The organism is Streptomyces sp. NPDC020362 (genome assembly GCF_040642095.1).
Lineage (GTDB): Bacteria > Actinomycetota > Actinomycetes > Streptomycetales > Streptomycetaceae > Streptomyces.
In genome coordinates this window covers 21,432-43,730 of sequence record NZ_JBFAET010000027.1, presented here as the reverse complement: position 1 = coordinate 43,730, position 22,299 = coordinate 21,432, and the positions used below count along the sequence as shown (strand labels likewise).

At 72.3% G+C, this 22,299-nt stretch carries 17 protein-coding genes; 5 read left to right on the top strand and 12 right to left on the bottom strand.

Annotated features, from left to right (window positions below; all coding sequences use genetic code 11):
* Positions 1 to 62: 62 nt before the first annotated feature.
* Genes AB0H32_RS13790 through AB0H32_RS13780 form a run of 3 tightly spaced genes read right to left on the bottom strand, consistent with a single transcriptional unit; the run spans position 63 to position 2,411 of the window.
* A complete protein-coding gene (locus AB0H32_RS13790; RefSeq protein ID WP_361119045.1) occupies positions 63 to 710 on the bottom strand; it encodes a DsbA family protein in 648 nt (215 codons plus the stop codon).
* A 55-nt stretch (positions 711 to 765) separates the two neighbouring features.
* A complete protein-coding gene (locus tag AB0H32_RS13785) occupies positions 766 to 1,812 on the bottom strand; it encodes a 2-dehydropantoate 2-reductase N-terminal domain-containing protein (protein ID WP_361119043.1) in 1,047 nt (348 codons plus the stop codon).
* Between the two features lie 47 nt (positions 1,813 to 1,859).
* Entirely contained in the window at positions 1,860 to 2,411 is a 552-nt protein-coding gene (locus tag AB0H32_RS13780; protein ID WP_361119041.1) for a DUF1697 domain-containing protein, read from the bottom strand.
* 398 nt (positions 2,412 to 2,809) lie between these two features.
* Here AB0H32_RS13780 and AB0H32_RS13775 point away from each other — a divergent pair, with 398 nt between their 5' ends.
* Positions 2,810 to 5,059 (top strand): MMPL family transporter, encoded by a 2,250-nt coding sequence (locus AB0H32_RS13775; RefSeq protein ID WP_361119039.1) that lies wholly within the window; start codon positions 2,810 to 2,812, stop codon positions 5,057 to 5,059.
* Between the two features lie 159 nt (positions 5,060 to 5,218).
* On the opposite strand, the gene mgt is transcribed toward AB0H32_RS13775, so the two are convergent.
* Genes mgt through AB0H32_RS13755 form a run of 4 tightly spaced genes read right to left on the bottom strand, consistent with a single transcriptional unit; the run spans position 5,219 to position 9,534 of the window.
* Entirely contained in the window at positions 5,219 to 6,433 is a 1,215-nt protein-coding gene (gene mgt, locus AB0H32_RS13770; protein ID WP_361119037.1) for a macrolide-inactivating glycosyltransferase, read from the bottom strand.
* Positions 6,434 to 6,491: 58 nt separating this feature from the next.
* Positions 6,492 to 7,772, bottom strand: coding sequence for an extracellular solute-binding protein (locus AB0H32_RS13765; RefSeq protein ID WP_361119035.1), 1,281 nt, complete (start codon positions 7,770 to 7,772; stop codon positions 6,492 to 6,494).
* Positions 7,772 to 8,605 carry a carbohydrate ABC transporter permease gene (locus AB0H32_RS13760; RefSeq protein ID WP_361119033.1) on the bottom strand — a complete coding sequence of 278 codons (834 nt, stop codon included), beginning with the start codon at positions 8,603 to 8,605 and terminating at the stop codon, positions 7,772 to 7,774. Before AB0H32_RS13760 ends, AB0H32_RS13765 begins: the two co-directional genes overlap by 1 nt.
* Positions 8,602 to 9,534 carry a sugar ABC transporter permease gene (locus tag AB0H32_RS13755; protein WP_361119031.1) on the bottom strand — a complete coding sequence of 311 codons (933 nt, stop codon included), beginning with the start codon at positions 9,532 to 9,534 and terminating at the stop codon, positions 8,602 to 8,604. Before AB0H32_RS13755 ends, AB0H32_RS13760 begins: the two co-directional genes overlap by 4 nt.
* Positions 9,535 to 9,691: 157 nt before the next feature.
* On the opposite strand from AB0H32_RS13755, the gene AB0H32_RS13750 reads away from it, so the two are divergent.
* Positions 9,692 to 10,555, top strand: a complete 864-nt coding sequence (locus AB0H32_RS13750) for an aminoglycoside phosphotransferase family protein (protein WP_361119029.1) — start codon at positions 9,692 to 9,694, stop codon at positions 10,553 to 10,555.
* Positions 10,556 to 10,657: 102 nt separating this feature from the next.
* Here AB0H32_RS13750 and AB0H32_RS13745 read toward each other — a convergent pair whose 3' ends face one another.
* Complete coding sequence (locus AB0H32_RS13745) at positions 10,658 to 11,566, bottom strand: LysR family transcriptional regulator (RefSeq protein WP_361119027.1); 909 nt, start codon at positions 11,564 to 11,566, stop codon at positions 10,658 to 10,660.
* A 94-nt stretch (positions 11,567 to 11,660) separates the two neighbouring features.
* On the opposite strand from AB0H32_RS13745, the gene AB0H32_RS13740 reads away from it, so the two are divergent.
* The gene (locus AB0H32_RS13740) at positions 11,661 to 12,656 is read left to right on the top strand and encodes a DMT family transporter (protein WP_361119025.1); all 996 of its coding nucleotides are present in this window, start codon (positions 11,661 to 11,663) and stop codon (positions 12,654 to 12,656) included.
* Positions 12,657 to 12,807: 151 nt separating this feature from the next.
* Here AB0H32_RS13740 and AB0H32_RS13735 read toward each other — a convergent pair whose 3' ends face one another.
* The 4 genes from AB0H32_RS13735 to AB0H32_RS13720 form a co-directional block, all read right to left on the bottom strand.
* Complete coding sequence (locus AB0H32_RS13735) at positions 12,808 to 13,539, bottom strand: 3'-5' exonuclease (protein ID WP_361119023.1); 732 nt, start codon at positions 13,537 to 13,539, stop codon at positions 12,808 to 12,810.
* Between the two features lie 102 nt (positions 13,540 to 13,641).
* Positions 13,642 to 14,883 (bottom strand): SAV2148 family HEPN domain-containing protein, encoded by a 1,242-nt coding sequence (locus tag AB0H32_RS13730; protein WP_361119089.1) that lies wholly within the window; start codon positions 14,881 to 14,883, stop codon positions 13,642 to 13,644.
* Positions 14,884 to 14,986: 103 nt separating this feature from the next.
* Positions 14,987 to 16,321, bottom strand: a complete 1,335-nt coding sequence (locus AB0H32_RS13725) for a copper amine oxidase (protein ID WP_361119021.1) — start codon at positions 16,319 to 16,321, stop codon at positions 14,987 to 14,989.
* Between the two features lie 58 nt (positions 16,322 to 16,379).
* The gene (locus tag AB0H32_RS13720) at positions 16,380 to 17,192 is read right to left on the bottom strand and encodes a Tat pathway signal sequence domain protein (RefSeq protein WP_361119020.1); all 813 of its coding nucleotides are present in this window, start codon (positions 17,190 to 17,192) and stop codon (positions 16,380 to 16,382) included.
* Between the two features lie 197 nt (positions 17,193 to 17,389).
* On the opposite strand from AB0H32_RS13720, the gene glgX reads away from it, so the two are divergent.
* The gene (glgX, locus tag AB0H32_RS13715; protein ID WP_361119018.1) at positions 17,390 to 19,498 is read left to right on the top strand and encodes a glycogen debranching protein GlgX; all 2,109 of its coding nucleotides are present in this window, start codon (positions 17,390 to 17,392) and stop codon (positions 19,496 to 19,498) included.
* Positions 19,499 to 19,750: 252 nt separating this feature from the next.
* Positions 19,751 to 22,120 carry a malto-oligosyltrehalose synthase gene (treY, locus tag AB0H32_RS13710; RefSeq protein ID WP_361119016.1) on the top strand — a complete coding sequence of 790 codons (2,370 nt, stop codon included), beginning with the start codon at positions 19,751 to 19,753 and terminating at the stop codon, positions 22,118 to 22,120.
* The last annotated feature ends 179 nt before the right edge of the window (positions 22,121 to 22,299 follow it).

Here is a 22,299-nt window from a genome sequence, read left to right as displayed (position 1 = left end):
GCGTCGTGCGGAACTTGACATCCGGGCGGCTCCCCTGCTCCGGGTCGGCCCGGTTCGTCGGATCAGTCGAAGCGGAGCGCCCCGGTGCGGGTGCGCTTGAGTTCGAAGAGGTCGGGGTGGCGGGCCAGCACCCTGAAGCTGTCGAAGAGTTCCGCCGCCTCGGCGCCGCGCGGAATCGCCCGCAGGACCGGGCCGAACCACACCGTGCCGTCGACGTGGATCGTCGGCGTGCCCACATAGCCGCCCGACTCCGGCTCGGCGCCCGTGTCGTGGCTGCGGCGCAGCGCCTCGTCGTACGACGGGTCGTGGGCGGCGGCCGCGAGGCCCGCGGGGAGCCCGAGTTCGGCGAGGGACTCGGCGACCACCGTGTCGAAGTCCTTGATCCCCCGCTCGTGGATCCGGGTGCCGAACGCGCTGTAGAGGCCGCGCAGCACCGGGGCGCCGTGCCGTTCGGCGGCGGCCACGGCGACCCGCACCGGGCCGATCGACCGGTCGACCAAGTCGCGGTACCAGTCGGGGAGTTCGTTTCCGGTGTTGTGCAGGTACAGGCTCATGACATGGAAGCGGAGGTCGAGCGGGCGCTCACGCTCGACCTCCAGCAGCCAGCGGGAGGTGATCCAGGCGAAGGGGCAGGCCGGGTCGAAGTAGAAGTCGACCCGGGTGTCGGGAGCAGGGGCGGTGGTACGGCCGTGACCGGCGGGCGTCGTCATGATGGTGACGCTAGTCGGTCGACCGCGCCGGATCCCGGCCCAATCCCCTCCGGTCTCACTGATCCACTTCGGGGCTCCGGAGGCTGGGCCCCCCGGCTTCCCGCACCGCCCGGTCGGCCAGGCGTTCCAGCTCCGCGACCGGCAGGGAGCCCGCCGGGCGGTGTTCCCGTGCGAACCGGCCGGCCAGGTGCTGCAGCAGCTCGTTGAGCGGGGTCGGTACGCCGTGCAGGCGGCCGAGGAGGACGATCTCGCCGTTGAGGTAGTCGGCCTCGATGGTTCCGGTGCCCCGCGCCAGCGACTGCCAGGAGGAGCCGCCGCGCGGAGCCCCGTCGAGCGGGACGAGGGTGACCTTGTCGCCGCGCGCCTCCTTCTGCTCCTCGGCGCTCGCGCGGGCGATCCGGGCGGCGTCGAGCACGGCTTCCCCCTCGGCCCGCACGCTCGCTTGCAGCGCCCGGCCCTGCGCGCCGTCGACGGGCCCGCTCAGCGCTTCCAGGGCGGTGCCGAGGTTGTGGAGCAGTTTGGCGTACTGCCAGCGGGACACGTCCGGCACGACCGGTGCCTCGAAGCGGGCGGCCTCCAGGTCGGCGGCGATGTGCCGGGCGGTGTCGTCGGTGCCGTGCGGATACCGGCCCAGGTGCAGGATGCCGGTGAGCGGGCTGCCCGCCGCGGAGACGATGCCGGGTTCCACGAAGGTCGAGGGCAGCCAGACGCAGACGCCGTACACGTGCCGGAAGCGGCGCAGTGCGAGCCGCGGGCTCTCCACCCCGTTCTGCAGGCACACCAGCGGCAGCCGCTGCGCCGCGGTCCCGCCGCCCGCCACCGGCGCCCGGCCCCAGCGTTCCAGGGCGGCCACGGTGTCCTGGGTCTTCACGGCCAGGACCAGGACGTCGTCGGCGCGCAGTTCGCCGAGCGGTTCCGGTCCCTCGACGGCGGGCAGCCGGTGCGTCAGTTCTCCCTCCGGCACCCGCAGCCGCAGCCCGTGCTCGCCGAGCGCCGTCAGATGCCGTCCGCGGGCGACGAGCACGACCTCGCGCCCGGCCTGGGCCAGCCGCCCGCCGACGGTGCCGCCGACCGCCCCCGCCCCGATGATGATGTAGCGCATGGGCAGAGCCTCGCACACCCGCCGGTGGCGTCGGCCCGCCGCTCCCGTCACCCCTGCGGAGCGGTCAACTCCACCAGTTTGACCACGGTGTTCCAGTTCCGGGTGGTGGCGGTGACGCCCTTGGTGATCCGCGGCCGGGACAGTGCCTCGGCGAGCTTGGAGCGGCCGAGGCCTTCCGGGGCGTACAGGTAGAGGCAGCGGTCGCCGAGGCGGAACTCCTCGGGGAGGTGGGCCTCGGGGTCGATCTCCGCGTAGCGCTGAGCGGTGACGGGCGCGGAGAAGTAGGTGACGTGCAGCTGCTTGGCGGCGAGGTCGGCTGCGGGGAACGGACAGGTGTCGGCCACCGCCTTCAGGTAGGCGTGGTCGCGCACGAGCACGTCGACCGGGAAGCCGAACCGCTCCTCGATCGCCTGCGACAGCTCGGCGGCCAGGGACTCCTCGTCACCACGGTCGGTGGTGAACACGGCCTGGCCGCTCTGGAGATGGGTCCGTACGCCGCCGTGGCCGAGCCCTGCCATGAGCGTGCGCAGGTCGGCCATCGGGAGCTTCTTGCTGCCGCCGACGTTGATTCCGCGCAGCAGCGCCGCATAGGTCGTCATCCGGCCACCTTAGAACGGCCGTCGTGCCCCGTGGGGGCGGGCACGACGGCCGTACCCGGGCGCGCCGGGTTGCGCGAAACTCTGGCTGATCGGAAGGGCGCGGATCAACTCCTACACGCAGCTGTGATTTGTTCAACAACCTTTCTTAATCACAAAGTGGATCTCTGTCGGCGGATCGGACATCCCATGTGCCACCCCGGCCGCCGGCCCCGAGAACCGTCCCCGAGAACCACCGATAGATGTAAGGGCCCGTCGTCCTCCCCCATGGTGAGCCGGGGCCCTCGTAGTTCACCGGGCAGTACGAGGTGACGTCCTTGTCCGGCCCATACCGTCGATGCAGAGCAAGCGAAGACGTGGCGGCAGGGGGCCGTCACCGCACACGAGGGGGATGGCCCGTCATGGGGAACACGGACGTGCGGGTGCGGGGCCTGGCCGCGCGCGCCGGCGGCTGGAGCGCCCGGCACCGCTGGGCGGCCGTCGGCATATGGGTGCTGTTCGTCGTCCTCGCCCTGGGACTCGGCTCGGCCGCTGGCCGGGTCAACGTGGACGAGAACGACCAGCTCAAGGGCGAGACGCACACCGCGGCACGGATCATCGACGACGCGGGCATCAAGGAGCCGGCCGCGGAGAGCGTCCTGATCCAGTCCAGGGACGGCTCCGCGAAGGTCACGAGCGGTGAGTTCCGCGCCGCCGTCGCGGACGTCGTCAAGGCCGTCGAGGGCACCGGCAGGGTCACGGGGGTGACCTCGCCCTACGACAGCCACGCCATCTCCCGGGACGGCCGCAGCGCGCTGGTGCAGTTCGACATGCGGGGCGACGCGGACACCGCCTACGACAGGGTCCAGCCGGTGATCGACGCCGTGGCCGGGGCGCAGAAGGCGCACGGCTCGCTGCGGATCGAGGAGCTCGGCGGCGCCAGCATGACCAAGCAGTACAAGGACGCCTTCGGCAACGACTTCCAGCAGGCCGAGTACTCGGCGGTGCCGGTGGCCCTCGGCATCCTGCTGATCGCCTTCGGCGCGCTCGTGGCCGCGCTGCTTCCGGTGGGTCTGGCGATCACCGCGATCATGGCGACGATGGGCCTGATGGGCCTCGTCAGCCATCTGCAGCCGATGAGCGACACCGCCAACTCCGTGATGCTCCTGGTCGGTATGGCGGTCGGCGTCGACTACTGCCTGTTCTACCTGCGCCGGGAGCGCGAGGAGCGGGCCGCCGGGCGGGATGCGGGCACCGCGCTGCGGATCGCCGCCGCCACCAGCGGCCGTGCGGTCATCGTCTCCGGTGTCACGGTGTGCGTGGCGATGGCGGGCATGCTGTTCACCGGTCTGGCCACCTTCGAGGCGATGGGCCTGGCCTCGATGATGGTGGTGGCCGTCGCCATGGTCGGCTCCGTGACGGTGCTGCCCGCGCTGCTGTCGCTGCTGGGCGAGCGGGTCGACAAGGGCCGCATCCCGTTCCTCAGCCGCAGGCAGCGGCGCGCCCCGGACAGCGGGAGCCGGTTCTGGACCGCCGTGCTGCGGGGCGTGCTGGCCAGGCCGCTGGTCTCCGTGGTCGTGGCGGTCGGTGCGCTGCTGGCGGTGGCCGCGCCCGCCCTGGGCATGAAGACGCAGCAGCTCACACTGGACCAGGAGTTCGGCAACTCACTGCCGATGGTGCAGACCTACGACCGGATCAACGAGGCGTTCCCGGGCGGCTCCGAGCCGGCCCAGGTGGTCGTCAAGGCCAAGGACATCAACGCGCCCGAGGTGCGCAAGGCGCTGTCCGAATTCCGTGAGCAGGCGATCTCCTCGGGCGCCTCGCGCGGCCCGGTCGACGTCAAGCTGCACGCCGCGCAGAACGTGGCCGTGGTCTCCGTGCCGCTGGTCGGCGGCTCGGACATGGACAAGGCCGTCAAGAGCCTGGAAACGCTGCGCGACACGGTCCGGCCGGCCACCCTCGGCAAGGTCGAGGGCGTCGAGGCACCCATCGCCGGACAGGTCGCGGGCAGCCACGACTTCAACGACCAGCTGCTCGGTTCCGTCGTCCCGGTCTTCGCGTTCGTGGTCGTCTTCGCCTTCCTGCTGATGCTGCTGTCGTTCCGCTCGCTGACGGTGGCGATCACCTCCATCCTGCTCAACCTGCTCTCGGTGGGCGCCGCCTACGGCATCCTCGTGGCGGTCTTCCAGCACGGCTGGGGGGCCTCGCTGGTGGGCGCCGAGGGCGTCGGCGCGATCGTCACCTGGCTGCCGCTGTTCCTGTTCGTGATCCTGTTCGGCCTGTCCATGGACTACCACGTGTTCGTGGTCTCCCGGATCCGCGAGGCGCGGATGCGCGGCCGTACGACGCGGGACGCCATCGAGCACGGGGTGGTCACCACGGCCGGTGTCGTCACCAGCGCGGCCGTCATCATGGTCGCCGTGTTCGCGATCTTCGGCACGCTGTCCATGCAGTCCATGAAGCAGATGGGCGTGGGCCTGGCCGCCGCGGTCCTCATCGACGCGACGGTCATCCGCGGAGTGCTGCTGCCGGCCGTGATGGCACTGCTCGGCGAGCGCAACTGGTACCTGCCGAAGTGGCTGCACCGGCTGCCGGACCTCACCCACGACGAGTCGCCGGAGCCGGCCCCGACGACCCCCGTGCGCGGCGAGGGCGAGCGGCTGAGCGTCTGATTCCGTGGGTGCGGTTCCGGTACGGTTCCGTACACCTGGTTCCACAAACCTGGTTCCACACCTGCGGAGCGGCACCTCTGCCGTGTGCGGCACATGGCGCTCGCGGACACAGGGCCCGTCGGTCTCCCCCGGGAGAGCGGCGGGCCCCGCCCGTTTCCGCTACTCGTGGCCGCCTCCCGGCAGTTCCGCCTCGATCAGATCGGCCGCCCGGCGGGTGCCGCCCTCCTCGGCCATCGCCGCCCGGATCTCCTTCAGGCGCCGGGCCACCTCCGGGTCGCCGGTCAGGGCGAGGGCGGCCTCGCGCAGACTGTCGGCGGTGGCCTCCTCGGTGGGCAATCGCCGGGCGACACCGAGGGACTGGAGCATGTCGGCGTTGCCGAACTGGTCGACGGCCTGCGGTACGGCGATCATCGGCGTGGCGGTCGCCAGCCCTTCCTGACTGCCGCCCGCACCGGCGTGCGTGACGAACAGGTCGGCCTGCCGCAGGACGGCCAACTGCGGCACCCAGCTGTGCACTTCGACGTTTGCCGGTACGTCGCCCAGCTCGGCGGGGTCCACATGCCTGCCGATCTGGAGGACCAGGTGCCAGCCGGGCAGGTCGCCGAAGGCGCGCAGGCACGCGCGGTAGAAGCCGGGCTGTTTGGTGAAGGCCGAGCCGAGGGAGACCAGGACCACCTTCTCGGCCCCGGCCGGGCGCTGCCAGTCGCCCTGGTCGGCTCGGTCGCCCTGGCAGGCGCCGACGAAGGTGTGGACCCGCTCGTCGACCCGGTCGGCATGCGGCTGGAGCGCCTTCGGGATGAGCACGAGGGAGCGGGCGGGCCGGCCCGCGAAGGGATCCGGGTGCTGGGTGATCCCGTTCTCCGCCAGCCAGGCCTCGAAGCGGGCGTAGTAGGCCCGCCCGCGCTCGGTCTTCCTCGGCTCCGCCCACATCGGTTCGGTGACCTCCTCCTCGTAGCCGTCCCAGGCGACGAGGTTCGGCGAGAGGGAGATCGCCGGGACGCCCCAGCGGTGCGCGAGGACGCGGGCCGGGTAGGAGGCGATGTCGTGCAGGACGAGATCGGGCTCGTCACCGGCGTAGGCCCGGATCAGCTGTGGAAGGGCCTGGATCGCGTCGTCCAGGAAGGGTTCCACGTTGTCCAGCAGGGTGCTCCCCCAGGCCTCCGGGTCGGCGTCGGGTCCGGGCAGCGTGCTGGTGTAGGGGACGGGCAGGGCGCCCGTCGCGGCCACCTTCCCGGCGAAGGCCGGCGGGATGCCGTACGTGACCCGGTGGCCCCGGGCGACCAGTTCACGGATCACCTCGAGGCTGGGGTTCACATGGCCGTGGGCGGCGATGGAGAACATGGCGATATGGGCAGGGTCGCGTCGGGTAGTCATACCCACGAGGCTAGACGAGACGGGTCGTCTCGCTCAATGGATTTTCCGGCGCGCACCGTCACCGCTGGTACCTCGCCAGCACCCGGTTCCCGTCCACCTCCAGGCGTCTGCGCAGGTCGGACAGGCCGATCGAGCCGCTGTAGTACTCCTGGAAGGCCGGGGTGGCGACCTTGTCCTTCCACTCCGGATAGCCGCGCACGGACTGGGCGGGCGCCGGGCGGAGGTGGGCCGCCAGGGCGGTGCCGACGGCCCAGCCGTTCTCGGCGGTGTGCAGGGCGGGGTCCCTCAGGGCCTGGGTGCCGGTGGGCAGCATCCAGTCGCCGAGGGCGAGGCGGACCATGTTCGCCGGCCGCAGCAGGAAGTCGATGAACGCGGCGGCCTCCCTCTTGTGCGGGCAGTCGGCGGCGACGGACAGGGTCTGCGGACTGACGCCCTGGGTGAGCCCGCCGGCGCCCGCGGGCGCGGGCAGCACCTCCCAGTCGAAGCCTCTCGGGGCCTGCTGCACGATCTGCTGCCGGTAGGAGAAGCCGAGGGGCACCATCGCGTAGCGGCCGCCGAAGAAGCCGGGCAGCGTGTCCGATCCGCCGCTGCCCAGCGTCGAGACGGGGGCACTGCGGTCGGTGGTGACCTGGTCGTGGACGGTGCGGGGCACGACCGCGTCACCGGCCTCGAAGCGGACGGCCACCTTGCCGTCTGCGCCCCGGTGGAAGAGCTGCCCGCCCGCCGACAGCGCGAGGTTGAGCGTGGCGGAGACGGGTTCCTTCAGCGGCCACGCCACGCCGTACCTTCCGTCGCCGCCGAGCCGCGCGGTGATCCGCCGGAACTCCGCCCAGCTCCAGGGGTGCTCGGGTGTCGGTGTGCGCACCCCCGCCGTGCGCAGCCAGGTGGAGTTGGCGATCAGAACGCGGGGCTCCTGGAGGAAGGGCACGCCGTAGATCCCGTCCCCGAAGGCCGTCGTCCGCCAGCTGCGCCGCGGGATGTCGGACCGGAGCCGGGCGGACAGCAGGCCGGTGAGGTCCGCGAGGTAGCCGCCGTAGGCGAAGTCGGCGAGGTCGTCGGAGGCGTCGTGGATGATGTCGGGCGCCTCGCCGCCCTCGAAGGAGGTGAGCAGCTGGTCATGGACGCTGCCCCAACTCCCCTGCACATACTCGACCTTGACCTCCGAGTGGGTCGCGTTCCACTCCCTCACCAGGTCCCGGTTGGCGGCGACGGACTCCTGCTGCCAGGCCAGGGACTGGAAGCGCAGGGTGATCGGGCCGCCGTGCCATCCGCTCCCCGACGAGCAGCCCGCAAGGAGCAGGAGGAGGACGACGGCTGCCGTGACGGCCCTGGTCCGCATCAGCTCTTCACCGCCCCGGCGAGCAGTCCGCCCGTGATCCGCCGCTGGACGAGGGCGAACACGAGCAGGGAGGGCAGGGTGGCGAGGAACGCCGCCGCGGCCAGCGGACCGAGGTCGGTGACGCCCTCGGCGCCGATGAAGTGGGTGAGGACCACCGGGAGGGTCTGCCTGCCGGGGCTCTTGAGCAGCACCAGCGCGAAGAAGAACTCGTTCCACGCGGTGACGAAGGCGAACAGCGCCGTCGCCGCGATCCCCGGCGCGAGCAGCGGCGCCGTCACCGACACCAGGGTCCGCAGCCGCCCGGCCCCGTCGACGGCCGCCGCCTCTTCCAGTTCGGCGGGTACGGCCCGGACGTGGCCGACGAGCATCCACAGCGCGAACGGCAGCGACCACACCACGTACACCATGACCAGGCCGGGCAGGGAGTCGATCGCCCGCAGGTGCTTCAGCACCAGGAACAGCGGGATGATCACCAGCACGAAGGGGAACGCCTGGCTGACCACCACCCATCCGGTCGCCGCCCGGGACAGCCACGACCGGTGCCGGGCCATGACGTACGCCATCGGCGTCGCGAGCAGTACGGCGACCACGGCCGCTCCGAGTGCCACGAGCAGGGAGTTGAGCGCGGCGTGCAGCAGCGGCTGCTCGTCGAAGGCCTTGCGGAAGTTGTCCAGCGTGGGGTGGCGGGGGATCCAGGCGGGATGGAGGCTGCCCAGTTCGCGGGGCGACTTGAACGCGGTGGACAGCAGCCACAGGAACGGGAAGGCCAGAAGGGCGAGGTAGGCGAGCAGAGCGGCGTACTGGCCGGCGCGTGCCGCGGGGCGGGTCCTCATGCGTCCTCACCGCCCCGCAGCCGGCCGGCCAGGAACACCGCGAGGAGGACCGAGACCACCGCGACCAGCACGCATCCCATCGCCGCCGCATAGCCGAACTGGCCGTAGCGGAAGGCCTCTTCGTAGGCGAACAGCATGGGCAGCCGGGTCTTTCCGCCGGGCCCGCCGTTCGTGAGCACGTACACCAGGGCGAAGGAGTTGAGGTTCCAGATCAGCTGGAGCGCGGTGATCGCGAGGGCCACGGGCCGCAGGGCGGGCCAGGTGACCGTGCGGAAGCGGCGCCAGGCACCCGCGCCGTCCACCGCGGCCGCCTCGTGCAGTTCGCGCGGGGTGTTCTGCAGCCCGGCGAGCAGGGCGACCGTGGTCTGCGGCAGGCCCGCCCAGATGCCTACGACGACGACGGCGGGCAGTGCGGTGGCCAGTCCGCTCAGCCAGTCCCGCCCGTCTCCGAGGCTCAGGTCGTGCAAGGTCTCGTTGAGGACCCCGGCGTCCGGGTTGTAGACCAGCCGCCACATGATGCCGACGACGACCTCGGGCATGGCCCACGGGAGGATCGCGAGGGCGCGGGCGAGCCCGCGCAGCCGTAACTCCTGGTGGAGCAGGAGGGCGAGGCCGAGGGCGAGCAGGAACTGGGGCACGGTCACACCGACCGCCCACACCAGCCCGATCCGGAACGACTCCCAGAACAGCGTGTCGTGCAGCAGGTCCCGGAAGTTGAGGGCGCCGATCCAGCGGGTGGCCGCGGTGCGCCCGGACTGGGCGTCGGTGAAGGCCAGCAGGATGCCGTACAGCAGCGGGCCCACGCTCAGCACGAGGATCGGGATCAGGGCGGGCAGGACCAGGAACCAGGCGCCGTGACCGGCAGGGGATCCTGCCGTATGTCCGGCGGCGGGTCCGGCCGGTCGTCTCGTGTCGGCAACCGATGCCACGGAATCAGCCCCTTTGCCATGTCCGGTTGGCGTGTTCATGGTCGTGAAGGCGTGAAACCTCGTCAAGAGGCCGCGCACACGGTCCGACCTGTGCGAATGCGAGACTGGCCGGAGACCGGACAGGCAGGCCACGGTACGAACGGCACGGAGGCGGACGATGGACGAGGCGCGGGCGCGGGACGTACTGGCCGCGGCGAAGGTGCTGCCGGACGCGGCGCCGGACGCACGGCTCCTCGCCCTCGGCGAGAACGCGGTGTTCGCCGCCGGCGACCTCGTGGTCAAGGTGGGCCGTGACGCCGAACTGCTGGAGCGGGCCCGGCGGGAGCTGGACATCGCCGGCTGGCTGGCCGAGGCGCAGGTGCCGGCGGTGCGGGCGGCCGAGCCGAAGCCGCTGTTGGTCGAGGGGCACCCGGTGACCGTGTGGCACCGGCTGCCCGAGCCGGTGCGACAGGCCGAGCCCCGGGATCTGGCGCAGTTGCTGCGGATCGTGCACGCACTCCCCTCTCCCCCTTTCTCCCTCCCGCCCCGCGAGCTGCTCGGCGGTGTGGAGCGCTGGCTGCGGCTCGCGGGCGAGGCGATCGCCCCCGAGGACGCGGCCTATCTGCGCGAGCGCCGGGACGGCTTCGCGGCGGCCGCGGCCGCGCTGACGCCGCATCTGACACCGGGCCCGATCCACGGCGACGCGCTGCCCCGTAATGTGCACGTCGGCCCCGAGGGCCCGGTCCTGGTCGACCTGGAGACCTTCTCCGCCGACCTGCGCGAGCACGACCTCGTGGTCATGGCCCTCTCCCGCGACCGCTACGGCCTGCCGGGCGAGGCGTACGACTCCTTCACCGGGGCCTACGGCTGGGACGTGCGGGAGTGGGAGGGCTGCTCGGTGCTGCGCGGTGCCCGCGAGACGGCCAGCTGCGCCTGGGTGGCCCAGCATGCGCCGAGCAACCCCGAGGCCCTGGCCGAGTTCGGGCGGCGGGTGGCATCCCTGCGGGAGGGGGACGAGACGGTGCGGTGGTATCCGTTCTGAGCGCCTGCCGGAGGGGGTGGGCCGGCTGCCGCGACTGCGGGTCGTCCGCGGCCGGTCGCGCCCACGCGGCGAAGCCCCATGCCGAACACGGCCCCGCGGGCCTCAGGCAGTCGCCTCGCCCTGGATCGTTCGTGCCGCTCGCCCCAGTTCCGTCAGGACCGTGCGGACCGCCTTTCTCGCCGTGCGCTCGGGGCGGCACAGGACGTCGATGTGCCGTGTGGCCTGGACACCGCTGAGCGGCCGCAGGACCAGCGCGGGATGCCGGCGCATGGTGAAGCGCGGCATCAGCGCGATCCCGCCTCCCGCGGCGACGGCCTCGGCGACCACCGCGAACTCGTTGATGCGATGGACCAGGCGGAGCCGCCGGCCGGCGGCCGCGGCGATGGCCTCGATGGTGGCCATGACCGGGAACCCGTCGTGCACGGTGATCCACGGCTGGTCGGCGACGTCGCGCGGCGTCACCCGCCGCTTGGCGGCGAGCGGATGCCCGGCCGGCATCGCCACGTCGAGCGGCTCGTGCAGCAGGGTGGTCACGGTCACCGTGCGCGGCCAGGGCGGGGCGTGGTCCAGGCGGTGGGCGAGGACGAGGTCGTAGGCGCGGGTCAGCCGCGGGAAGTCCTCCTGCGGTACGTCCTCGTCGGCGAGCGCCACCGTCGGCGCGTCCGGGCCGGACAGGCCGCGCAGCAGCAGCGGGAAGAACGCCGAGCCCGCACTGTGGAACGCCGCCACGGACACCTCGCCGTCCGGCCTGCCGACGAACTCCTCGACCGCGTGCCGGGCCCGGGCCAGCGCCGACTCCACTTCGACGGCCGCGTCCGCCAGCGCCTGCCCGGCGTCGGTGAGCACCAGGCGCCGCCCGTGCCGTTCGGTGAGCGGCACGGGGATCGAGCGCTGCAGCAGCCGCAGCTGCTGCGAGATCGCCGACGGCGTGACCAGCAGCGCCTCGGCGACCGCGGTGACGCTGCCCAGCTCACCCAGCTCCCGCAGGATCCGCAGCTGCCGTTCGTCCATATCCTCAGTGTAGGTCGACGATGTAGGCCCGCTAAAAGATCGTTTAAGAAGTTGGTTCTGGGCTTCAGACACCTCGGCGGTGCACCGTGGGCGGGTGACCGACGCCCGCCGTACCGATGCGGTACTCCTCCTCGTCGCGCTGGTCTGGGGTTCCAGTTATCTGTCCGCCCAGACGGCCGTGGCCGCCCTGCCCGTCCTCCTCGTCCTGTTCGCGCGCTACGCCCTTGCCGCGCTCCCCTGCCTCGCTCTCGTCGCCGCCCGGGGAGGACCGCGCGGGTGGACCCGGGACGAGGTCCGCGCGGGGCTGCCGCTCGGGGTCACCCAGGCCGCGGTCCTGGTCGTGGAGACCTATGGCGTCGCCCACACCACGGCCGCCAACGCGGGTCTGATCATCAGCCTCACCATCGTGCTCACCCCGCTCCTCGACCGCGGCGGCCGCCGGGGCGGACCGCCTCCCGCCTTCTTCGCCGCGGCCGCGGTGTGTGTCCTGGCCGTGGGTCTGCTCATGTCCGCGGACGGATTCCACGCGCCGCGCCTCGGGGACCTGCTGATGCTCGCCGCGGCCGGCGTCCGTGCGCTGCACGTGGCCCTCGTCGGCCGGCTCACCGCGGGCAGGGCGATCCGCCCGCTGCATCTGACGGCGGTGCAGACCCTGGTCGGCACGGGCCTGTTCCTCGTACCCGCCGCCCGCGACCTTCCGCTACTGGCCCGGGCCGGTGCGGCGACCTGGGCACAGCTTGTCTATCTCGCCCTCTTCTGCAGCGTGTTCGCCTTCCTCGCACAAACCTGGGCGGTGCAGCGCACCTCCGCGAGCCGGGCCAGTCTGCTGCTGGGCACCGAGCCCGTCTGGGCCGCGGCGGTGGGCATCGCCCTCGGCGGCGAACACCTCACCCCGCTCACCGCCCTGGGCGCGGCCCTGATGGTCACCGGTACGTACTGGGGCCAGGCCGTGGAACGCGCCCACCGGACCGCGCAGACCGCCCTCGGCCCCAGGGGCACCGACAGCACCGGGGACGTCGCACCCGCCGCGTCCCCCGAGAGGAACGGGGACGACCTCCCCCACCGGAGCACGACACTCACCAGCACCTGATCTCCCGGCTCGACGCCTCGGCCGCGCTTCAACGCCGCCCGTCCCGACCGCTCGCCGTGTCCGGCCGGCGCCGACCACGCGAGACTCGCCGGCCCGCCGGGGGCCCGCATCGCGAACGCCGCGCCGCGCCGCGCCGGTGTGACCGCTCGGCTCAGACCTTCTCGTCCGCCAGGTCCGCGGGCTCGCGCAGCGGCCACAGGCCGTCGACCACCGCTGTCGCGTCCCCCTTGCGGCGCAGGAACGCCTGGAAGTCCGCCGCCCACTCGGCATACCACTGGATCTGGCGGCGGTGCAGCTCCGCCGGGGCCAGGGACGCGATCTTCGGGTGGCGGTCGGCTATCGCGGAGGCGAGGCGGGCCGCGGCGAGGGCGTCGGCCGAGGCGTTGTGGGCGGCGTCGAGGACTATGCCGTACTCGGCGCAGACCGCCTCCAGATTCCGCTTGCCGCGGCGGTAGCGGTCGACCCAGCGGTCGATGGTGTAGGGGTCGACGACCGGCGCCGGGTCCGGGCCGCCGAGCCGGTCGGCCAGGGACGGCAGGCCGTACCGGCGCAGTTCGGCGTTGAGCAGGGTGAGGTCGAAGGCCGCGTTGTAGGCGACGACCGGCACTCCCGTGTGCCAGTACGAGACCAGCACGTCCGCGATGGCGTCGGCCACCTCGTCGGCCGGACGGCCCTCGGCCGCCGCGCGTTCGTTGCTGATCCCGTGCACGGCCACCGCGTCGGCCGGGATCTCCACGCCCGGATCCGCCAGCCATTCCCGGCGCCCCATGGGCTCACCGGCCCTGACCTCGATCACCGCGCCGGTGACGATGCGCGCCTCACGCGGATCGGTCCCGGTCGTCTCCAGGTCGAAGCCGATCAGCAGCTCCCGGTGCCAGCCCATGGGCGGCCCCCCTTCTTGGTGGTGCGTTCCCCCAGTGGCCTCCACCCTCGCACGCGGCACTGACAATCCGATGACCGCGTTCCGCTTACCGGAGTGGACCGTTCAGGACACCGGGCGTGAATCCGCCCAGGCCAGCTCGAATTCCTCGCGGTACGTCGGGAAGAGTCCCACTTCACCCACGTCATCCGACTTGACCACCTTGCTTCCGTTGCGCAGCACCAGCACCGGCGACTCCATCCCGCGCGCCCCGCGCAGATAGGACTGCACCACGGCGATGCCGTCGGCACCGTCCCCGTCCACGAGATAGGCGGTGAAGCGGGGCGTCTCGTCGTAGACCTGGATCTCGAAGGCGCCGGGGTCGCGCAGCCGGGACCGCACCCGGCGCATGTGCAGGATGTTCATCTCGACCGACCGGCTCAGTTCGCCCCGCTTCATCCCGAGTTCCCGCTCGCGGCGCTTGACCGCACTGGAAGCCGGGTTGAGGAAGAGCAGCCGCACCCGGCAGCCGGACTCGGCGAGCCGGACCAGGCGGCGTCCGGAGAAGTTCTGCACGAGCAGATTGAGGCCGATGCCGATGGCGTCGAGACGGCGGGCGCCGCCGAACAGGTCCTCGGCCGGGAACTGGCGCATCAGCCGCACCCGGTCGGCATGGACGGCGACCACGTCCGCGTACCGGTCGCCGACCAGGTCCTCGACCGCGTCGACGGGCAGCCGACGCGCGGAGGGCACGTCACCGCCCGCGCCGAGCATCTCCAGCAGCCGGGCCGAGGCCCGCTCGGCCTGGTTCAGGACGGCCTCGGACAGGGCCCGGTTGCGGGAGACGACGTTGCGGGTGACCTCCAGCTCGTCCAGGGCCAGTTCGAGGTCGCGGCGCTCGTCGAAGTACGGCTCGAAGCACGGCCAGTGCTGCACCATCAGCTCGCGCAGCTGCGGCAGGGTGAGGAAGCTGAGCACGTTGTCGTCGGCCGGGTCGAGCAGATAGCCCTTGCGGCGGCTGACCTCGCGTACCGCGACCGCGCGCTGCACCCACTCCTGCCCGGCGGGTCCGGCCGCGGCCACCACCCACTCGTCGCCATGGACGGGTTCGTAGATGGGGCGCAGTACGGCGGCCACGACGGCGCGCAGCCGCTGTTCGACGAGGTTCAGCCAGATGTAGGCCCGGCCCGCCCGCTGGGCACGGATGCGCACCTCGAGCCAGGCGTCGGCGTCCCAGTCCAGTTCCGGCCCGATGGACCCCGCCGCGTCCATCGGGCGGGCCAGGGACACCGCGCCGGGCGGGACGTCTGCGGAGCTCCCCTCGTGACCCTCGTCACCAGGGGGCAGCTCCAGGCCTCCCGAGCCCACCCGTGCACCGCCTTCCGCCACCCCGGGCCTTCCCCGTCTCAACGATCAAGGAAGGGTACTCCGGGAGCGGTCGGCGGTGCAGCCGGATCGACAGGTCGGTTTCTCAACTACGAGGGCGCCAGTGGCCGTTCTGCCATGACAGCGCATCCGGAGTGAGCGGATTCATAGCGGTGACGTCCCTCGGGGCGATGGCGAAGCCCTGCCAGTGGATCGGCATGGGCTGCTGGTCCTCGTCCCGCGCGATGTGATGGAAGCCGACGTTCATCCAGACCACCGGGTGAGTGAGCGTCTGGCCGTTGACCCACTTGTCGACGGACTTGCCCGCTCCGGCCGGGCAGGCGCCGGGGTTGTTGCTGGCGAACTGCTCGCACGTGTTGTACTCGGTGAAGTACACGTCGTGCTTGGTGAAGCTGCGGCCCGGGTACTTCGTGGTGGGGCCGGGCACGATCTCGTACGAACGCGCGTGCCCGTCCTTGTTCTTGCCGCTCTCGCTGACCACCCGCCACCAGCGGTAGGTCTTGTAGTCGCCCGCGAGTTCCTTGGTGACCTTGGTGCGGGTGGTCTTGTTGGTGGGCGCCTGCTGGCCGTGGGCCGGGGCGGTGACGGCGGAGTCGTACTGCTCGACCTTGGTCCTGGACGAGCCGTCGAGGCCGAAGTCCAGTCGCCAGAAGACGTTGTGGCTGTGGCTGGTGGCGTAGGCCTTGGCACCCTTGCCGATGGGCCAGCCGCGGCCGTCGCCGGCGTCGTAGTCGTCGTAGGAGAGGCTGCCGGTGGCGCCGACGTTCATGTTGACGGTGCCGTCGTCCTGGAAGCGCCACTCGGTCATGTACTCGTACCAGCCGACCTTGTTGACCGTGTAGACGAGCAGGTCCTTGCCCTGGGCCTGGAAGACCTTGTTCGCGCTGTCCCCCTGCATGCGGTAGGCGTGGCCGCGCGAACGGGTGGTCGTGCACAGGCCCTTGACGTCCTGGTGCTGCGGGTCCCAGGCCTCCGGGACCCGGACGGTCTTGATGGTGCCGCCGGGGCACTCGCCCGGCGCCAGGTCCACCAGTCCCTGGGCGAAGCCGAACCCGGTGAGGTCGTCGTACTCGACGCTGCCGTTGTCGTAGGGCACGTCGATCTGGGCGAGACGGGCGCTGTTGAGGACCTTGATCGGCTTCGGCTCGCCCTTGGGCTGGTAGGAGACGTTCTCCAGGACGAGGCCGGCCTTGCTGTCGTAGCGCCAGCACATCCGCCAGGTGGTGCCGGTGGCGAGTTTCTGCTCGATCCGGTAGGCGGCACTGCAGTCGGCAGCAGCGGCGGGGGCTGCCTTGGGCCGGGCGGCCTTGGGCTGGGCGACCGCCGGTCCGGCGCCGGCCGTGGCGCCGGCGGCCAGTGCGGCGACGGTCAGGCCGACGGCCGCCCGCGTGCGGGCACGCGTGATTCTGTCTTTGCGCATGAAGACGTGACTCCCCTGCAGGAGATGCAAGTTGGAAAAGCGAACGGACTGCCGGGACTCAGCGGCGGTCGAGCCCTGCGACCTTGCGGGCGCTCAGGTCGACGATCAGCCACCGGGCGTCGATCCACGGGCCGTTCTTGACCTTCGGGAACAGCCGCACGCAGCGGTGTTCGCCGCACTTGTCGAGCGCGGCGGGCTGTCCGCCCGGGGTGGCCCGGTAGACGGCGCCGTTGAGCAGCAGCTGGTCCGCGGAGGTCAGCTCGTGGCCGGTGGCGTCCTTGTAGTCCGCCTTGAGGCCCGCACCCAGCGGGTCCGCGATCAGCAGCCTGGCCGCCTCGGCGTTCTCGTCGCGGCTCAGCGGCGGCTGGACGCCGTGCTGGCTGCTGGTCCGTTCGACCTTGCCGCTCTCCAGGTCGACCGTCTTGGTGACGAGCGTGTCGCTCTTGTAGTCGTAGAAGGTCACCTCCGCCCGGCGCGGCGCGTCCGGATCGTCCAGCTCGTTCGCCTCGGGGTCGGCGAGGTCGACGCTCAGACGCTGCGGACCGCGGTCGCCGTCGACGTTCTCGCCCGAGGTCAGCAGCTGCTTGTTCAGGGCGATCTTCTCGACGCGTCGCATCTCGTCGCCGGTCAGCGGGTCGCGGCCCGTGCCCTTCTTCCCCTCGGCGGGCGCCTGCTGCACGACGCCCGGCCGGACCGCGTCCGGCCCCTGCCCCCCTTGCTGTGCGGCCTGCGCGCCGCCGCTCGCTCCTCCCGATTCGTCCGCCCCGGCCGTGCCCGGCAGGGTGATCCCGATCATCACGGCGGTCCCGGCGACCGCCAGGGCCGCACCGGCCACCACCTTGCCCAGATGGCGGTGCACTACATCGCGCACATCTTCCCCCTACTCCCCCAACATCCCCGGGAGTACGTGTTGCCCCACTGGTTCGGCGCACGGCGGGTGGTCGAGTCGCCGTGCGCACTGGTCGGCCGGTAAGAGGGGCGTAAGTCGCGGGAGGTTGCATCACTTTCGGGCAGACTCGAAGCCGAACGCGGCCCCGGCGGGGCGGCACACCTGGAAGAGTCGTGCCCATGCAGGTCTGGCCTGGAGAGGCGTATCCGCTCGGCGCCACCTACGACGGCGCCGGAACCAACTTCGCGGTCTTCACGGAGGCCGCGGACCGAGTAGAGCTGTGTCTGCTGCACGACGACGGCTCGGAGACGGCGGTGGAACTGCGCGAGAGCGACGCGTTCGTGCGGCACGCGTACCTGCCGGGCGTCATGCCGGGACAGCGGTACGGGTTCCGGGTGCACGGCCCGTACGCCCCCGAGCGCGGGCTGCGCTGCAATTCCGCGAAGCTGCTGCTCGACCCGTACGCGAAGGCGATCGGCGGCAGTGTCCGGTGGGGCGAGGAGGTGTACGGCTACCACTTCGGCGCCCCCGACCGGCGCAACGACCTGGACTCGGCGCCGCACACCATGACCTCGGTGGTGATCAACCCGTACTTCGACTGGGGCGACGACCGGCCCCCGCGCACCGAGTACCACCACACGGTGATCTACGAGGCCCATGTCAAGGGCCTGACCATGCGCCACCCGGGACTGCCGGAGGAGCTGCGCGGCACCTACGCGGCGCTCGCGCACCCCGCGGTCATCGAGCACCTGACCGCGCTGGGCGTGACGGCGCTGGAGCTGATGCCCGTCCACCAGTTCGTCAACGACCACCGGCTGGTCGACATGGGCCTGAACAACTACTGGGGCTACAACACGGTCGGCTTCTTCGCCCCGCACAACACGTACGCCTCCTGGGGCGACCGCGGCCAGCAGGTCCTGGAGTTCAAGTCGGCGGTCCGGGCGCTGCACGAGGCCGGGATCGAGGTCATCCTCGACGTCGTCTACAACCACACCGCCGAGGGCAACCATCTGGGGCCGACGCTGTCCTTCAAGGGCATCGACAATCCGTCGTACTACCGGCTCGCGGACGATCCCCGCTACTACACGGACACCACGGGCACGGGGAACTCGCTGCTCATGCGGTCCCCGCACGTCCTCCAGCTGATCATGGACTCGCTGCGGTACTGGGTCACCGAGATGCACGTCGACGGCTTCCGCTTCGATCTCGCGGCGACCCTGGCCCGGCAGTTCCACGAGGTGGACCGGCTGTCGTCGTTCTTCGACCTGGTGCAGCAGGATCCGGTGGTCTCCCAGGTGAAGCTGATCGCCGAACCGTGGGACGTGGGCGAGGGCGGCTACCAGGTGGGCAACTTCCCGCCGCTGTGGACCGAGTGGAACGGCAAGTACCGGGACACGGTGCGGGACCTGTGGCGGGGCGAGCCGCGGGCGCTCGCGGAGTTCGCGTCCCGGCTGACCGGCTCCTCGGACCTCTACCAGGACGACGGGCGCCGCCCGCTCGCCTCCATCAACTTCGTCACCTGCCACGACGGCTTCACCCTGCACGACCTCGTGTCGTACAACGACAAGCACAACGGGGCCAACGGCGAGGACAACCGGGACGGCGAGAGCCACAACCGGTCCTGGAACTGCGGCACGGAGGGCGAGACCGGCGACCCGGGCGTGCTCGCCCTGCGTGCCCGCCAGATGCGGAACTTCGTCGCCACGCTGATGCTGTCCCAGGGCGTGCCGATGCTCAGCCACGGCGACGAGTTCGCCCGCACGCAGCGCGGCAACAACAACGCCTACTGCCAGGACAGCGAGGTGTCCTGGCTGGACTGGCCCGAGGACGGCGGGGAGCTGCTGGAGTTCGTCCGGGCGATGGTCTGGCTGCGCCGCGACCACCCGGTCTTCCGCCGGCGGCGCTTCTTCCACGGGCGGCCGGTGGAGGGCACCCACGACGAGCTGTCCGACATCGCCTGGTTCACGCCCGAGGGCGGCGAGATGGCCCAGCGGGACTGGGACTCGGCGCGGGCGTCCGCGCTGACCGTGTTCCTGAACGGCAACGCGATCTCCGAACCCGGTCCGCGCGGGGAGCGGATCGCCGACGACTCGTTCCTGCTCATGTTCAACGCCTCGCCCCGGCCGCTGGACTTCCTGGTGCCGGTCGACCACGGCCGGCAGTGGCAGGTGGTCGTCGACACGGGCCGCCCGGAGGGGGTCGCGCCGGGGACGGGGGCGAAGGTGGCGGCCGGTGACCGCATCACCCTTCCGGACCGCAGCATGACGGTGCTGCAGCGCCCGGCCTGACGCCCTCCCGCGCGGCCCGGGCAGGGAGCCGCAGCGGCTGCGGAGAAGGAGTCGTGGATGCTCCGGACGGGGAGTGGTAGCGGCTGCGGCCAGGGAGTCGTGCGGGCCCGCTCGTCCTCCACGCGCGCGTGGAGGACCTGTCCGGCCCGTCCGGAGCGCGTCGCCGGACGAGCCGTCGAGCGGGGCACGCGTGCGGGGGTGTGTGCAGGAGTCGATGACACGAAAGACGGCGGGCTGGGTACGTAGGTCTCCATGACCTCTGTGCGATCCGGACCGGGGGTGCCCACGGCCACCTACCGGCTGCAGCTCCAGCCAGCGTTCCCGTTCGCCGCGGCCGCCGCGGCCGTGCCGTACCTGGCGTCGCTCGGCATCTCGCACCTGCACCTGTCCCCCGTCCTGGAGTCCGTGCCGGGCTCCACGCACGGCTACGACGTCGTGGACCACGCGCGCGTGCGCGAGGAACTGGGCGGTGAGGAGGGGCTGCGCGCGCTGGCGCACACCGCGCGCGAGCACGGCCTGGGCCTGGTGGTGGACATCGTGCCGAACCACATGGCCATGGCGCCCCGGCACAACCACGCGCTGTGGGAGGTACTGCGCGAGGGGCCCGGGTCCCCGTACGGGCGCTGGTTCGACATCGACTGGGAGGCGCAGGGCGGGCGCGTGCTGCTGCCCGTGCTCGGCGGCCCGGTCGGCTCGGAACTGGACCGCCTCGTGGTCGACGGGGACGTCCTGCGCTACCACGACCACGCCTTCCCGCTCCGCGCGGGCACCGAGGACCTGCCGCTGCCCCGGCTGCTCGACGCCCAGTGGTACCGCCCGGTGTGGTGGCGGCTCGCCCGCACCGAGCTGAACTACCGGCGCTTCTTCAGCATCTCGGAGCTGATCGGGGTGCGCGTGGAGGACCCCGACGTGTTCGAGGCCACCCACGCCAAGATCCTCCAGCTGCTGGCGGAGGGCGTGGTCGACGGGCTGCGGATCGACCATCCCGACGGGCTCGCGGACCCCGACGGCTACCTGGCGCGACTGCACGGGGCGAGCGGCGGGCGCTGGACGGTCGTGGAGAAGATCCTCGCCGACGGCGAGCGGCTTCCGGCCGCCTGGCCCGTCGCGGGCACCACGGGGTACGACGCCCTGCGCCACGTGGACGGCCTCTTCACGGACAGCGCCGGGGCGTACGAACTGGTGGGGCGGTACCGGGCGTTCGCGGCGCCCCAGACGGACCGGGGCGGCAACTGGGAGGCCACGGTGCGGCAGGCCGCCTACAAGGTGCTCACGCACGAGCTGGCCGCCGAGACCGACCGGCTCACCCGGGTGGCCGCCCGGCTGTGCACCGACTCGCCGGACCCCGCGCTGCGCGACCGGGCTCCCTGGGCGCTGCGCACGGCCGTGGAGGAGCTGCTGGTGCGGCTGCGGGTCTACCGGCCCTACGCCTCGGGCGACGCCTCCGCCGTCCTCACCGAGGAGGCCGCCGAGGAGGCCCGGCTGGCCTTCGTGGTGCCCGAGGAGGCCGAGGCCGTCGACATCGTGCGCCGGCTGCTGGTCGAGGCGCCCGGCGACCCGTCGGCGCCGGACCACGCCGACCGGGTGGACTTCCGCACGCGGTTCGCGCAGACCGCGTCGGCGCTGCGCGCCAAGTCCGTCGAGGACACGGCGTTCTACCGCTACGTGCCCCTGCTGTCGGCGACCGAGGTGGGCGGCGACCCGGGCAGTCCCGGCATGGCCCCGGAGGACTTCCACGCCTACTGCGCGCGCGTGCAGCGCGACCGGCCGCTCACCGGCACGGTGGTCTCCACCCACGACACCAAGCGCAGCGCCGACGTGCGCGCGGCGCTGGCCGTGCTCACCGAGTGCCCGGACCGCTGGGCGGAGTTGCTCGCCGGGGTGGCCCTGCCCGAGGAGGGCGCACCGGACGGGCAGCTGGCCTGGGCGGCCTGGCAGACGGCGTTCGGGCTCGGACCGGCGCAGGGCGAACGGGTCCGCGAGGCGCTGCTCAAGCATGTGCGCGAGGCGGGCATGTACACCAGCTGGACGGAGCAGGAGCCGCCGTACGAGGAGGCGGTGGCGGCCTTCGTCACGGCCGGGCCGTGCGGGCCTCCCGGGGAGCGCGTGGCCGCCTTCCGCAAGGCGCTGGAGCCGCACATCCGGGCGAACGTCCTCGGCACCGCGCTGGTCCATCTGACGATGCCGGGCGTGCCGGACCTGTACCAGGGCACGGAGGGTGAGTACCGGGCGCTGGTGGACCCGGACAACCGGCGGCCGGTGGCGTTCCCTCCCGGGACCCGCGGCGAGAAGGACGCGCTGACGGCGGCGGCGCTGCACCTGCGCGCCCGCCGGCCCGGCGTCTTCGGTGCATCGGCGACGTATGCCCCGCTGGCCGCCGAGGGACCGGCGGCCGACCACTGTGCGGCGTTCACGCGCTCCGGCGAGGTGGCCACGGCCGTGACCCGGCTGTCCCTGCGGCTTGCGGAGTCGGGCGGCTGGCGGGAGACACGGCTGGAGCTGCCGCCGGGGCGATGGGCGGACGTGCTCACCCCCGGACGGGAGTTCACGGGGCACGCGCCCGTGGCGGATCTCTTCGAGCGGCTCCCCGTTGCACTGCTGGAACGGACCGGGGAGGACTGAGGGGCCGCCGGTCCGACACCTGCTCAGCCCCCTGCGAGCAGCTGCCCCTGGCACTGCCGGGGCAGACCGGGAGGAACTGAAGAACCGCCGGTCCGACGCCTGCTCAAGCGGCCGGTCTGCCTGCTCTGCCGGTCCGGCGCCCGCTCTGCCGGTCTGCCCGCCCGCTCGGCCGGCCTGCC

Excerpts from the sequence above, each read along its gene's own strand:
- AB0H32_RS13735 (WP_361119023.1), bottom strand. The coding sequence starts at position 13,539 with ATGGGCTGGCACCGGGAGCTGCTGATCGGCTTCGACCTGGAGACGACC.
- mgt (WP_361119037.1), bottom strand. The coding sequence starts at position 6,433 with ATGACTACCCGACGCGACCCTGCCCATATCGCCATGTTCTCCATCGCC.
- AB0H32_RS13765 (WP_361119035.1), bottom strand. The coding sequence starts at position 7,772 with ATGCGGACCAGGGCCGTCACGGCAGCCGTCGTCCTCCTCCTGCTCCTT.
- AB0H32_RS13775 (WP_361119039.1), top strand. The coding sequence starts at position 2,810 with ATGGGGAACACGGACGTGCGGGTGCGGGGCCTGGCCGCGCGCGCCGGC.
- glgX (WP_361119018.1), top strand. The coding sequence starts at position 17,390 with ATGCAGGTCTGGCCTGGAGAGGCGTATCCGCTCGGCGCCACCTACGAC.
- AB0H32_RS13790 (WP_361119045.1), bottom strand. The coding sequence starts at position 710 with ATGACGACGCCCGCCGGTCACGGCCGTACCACCGCCCCTGCTCCCGAC.
- AB0H32_RS13780 (WP_361119041.1), bottom strand. The coding sequence starts at position 2,411 with ATGACGACCTATGCGGCGCTGCTGCGCGGAATCAACGTCGGCGGCAGC.
- treY (WP_361119016.1), top strand. The coding sequence starts at position 19,751 with ATGACCTCTGTGCGATCCGGACCGGGGGTGCCCACGGCCACCTACCGG.
- AB0H32_RS13785 (WP_361119043.1), bottom strand. The coding sequence starts at position 1,812 with ATGCGCTACATCATCATCGGGGCGGGGGCGGTCGGCGGCACCGTCGGC.
- AB0H32_RS13750 (WP_361119029.1), top strand. The coding sequence starts at position 9,692 with ATGGACGAGGCGCGGGCGCGGGACGTACTGGCCGCGGCGAAGGTGCTG.
- AB0H32_RS13760 (WP_361119033.1), bottom strand. The coding sequence starts at position 8,605 with ATGAGGACCCGCCCCGCGGCACGCGCCGGCCAGTACGCCGCTCTGCTC.
- AB0H32_RS13725 (WP_361119021.1), bottom strand. The coding sequence starts at position 16,321 with ATGCGCAAAGACAGAATCACGCGTGCCCGCACGCGGGCGGCCGTCGGC.
- AB0H32_RS13745 (WP_361119027.1), bottom strand. The coding sequence starts at position 11,566 with ATGGACGAACGGCAGCTGCGGATCCTGCGGGAGCTGGGTGAGCTGGGC.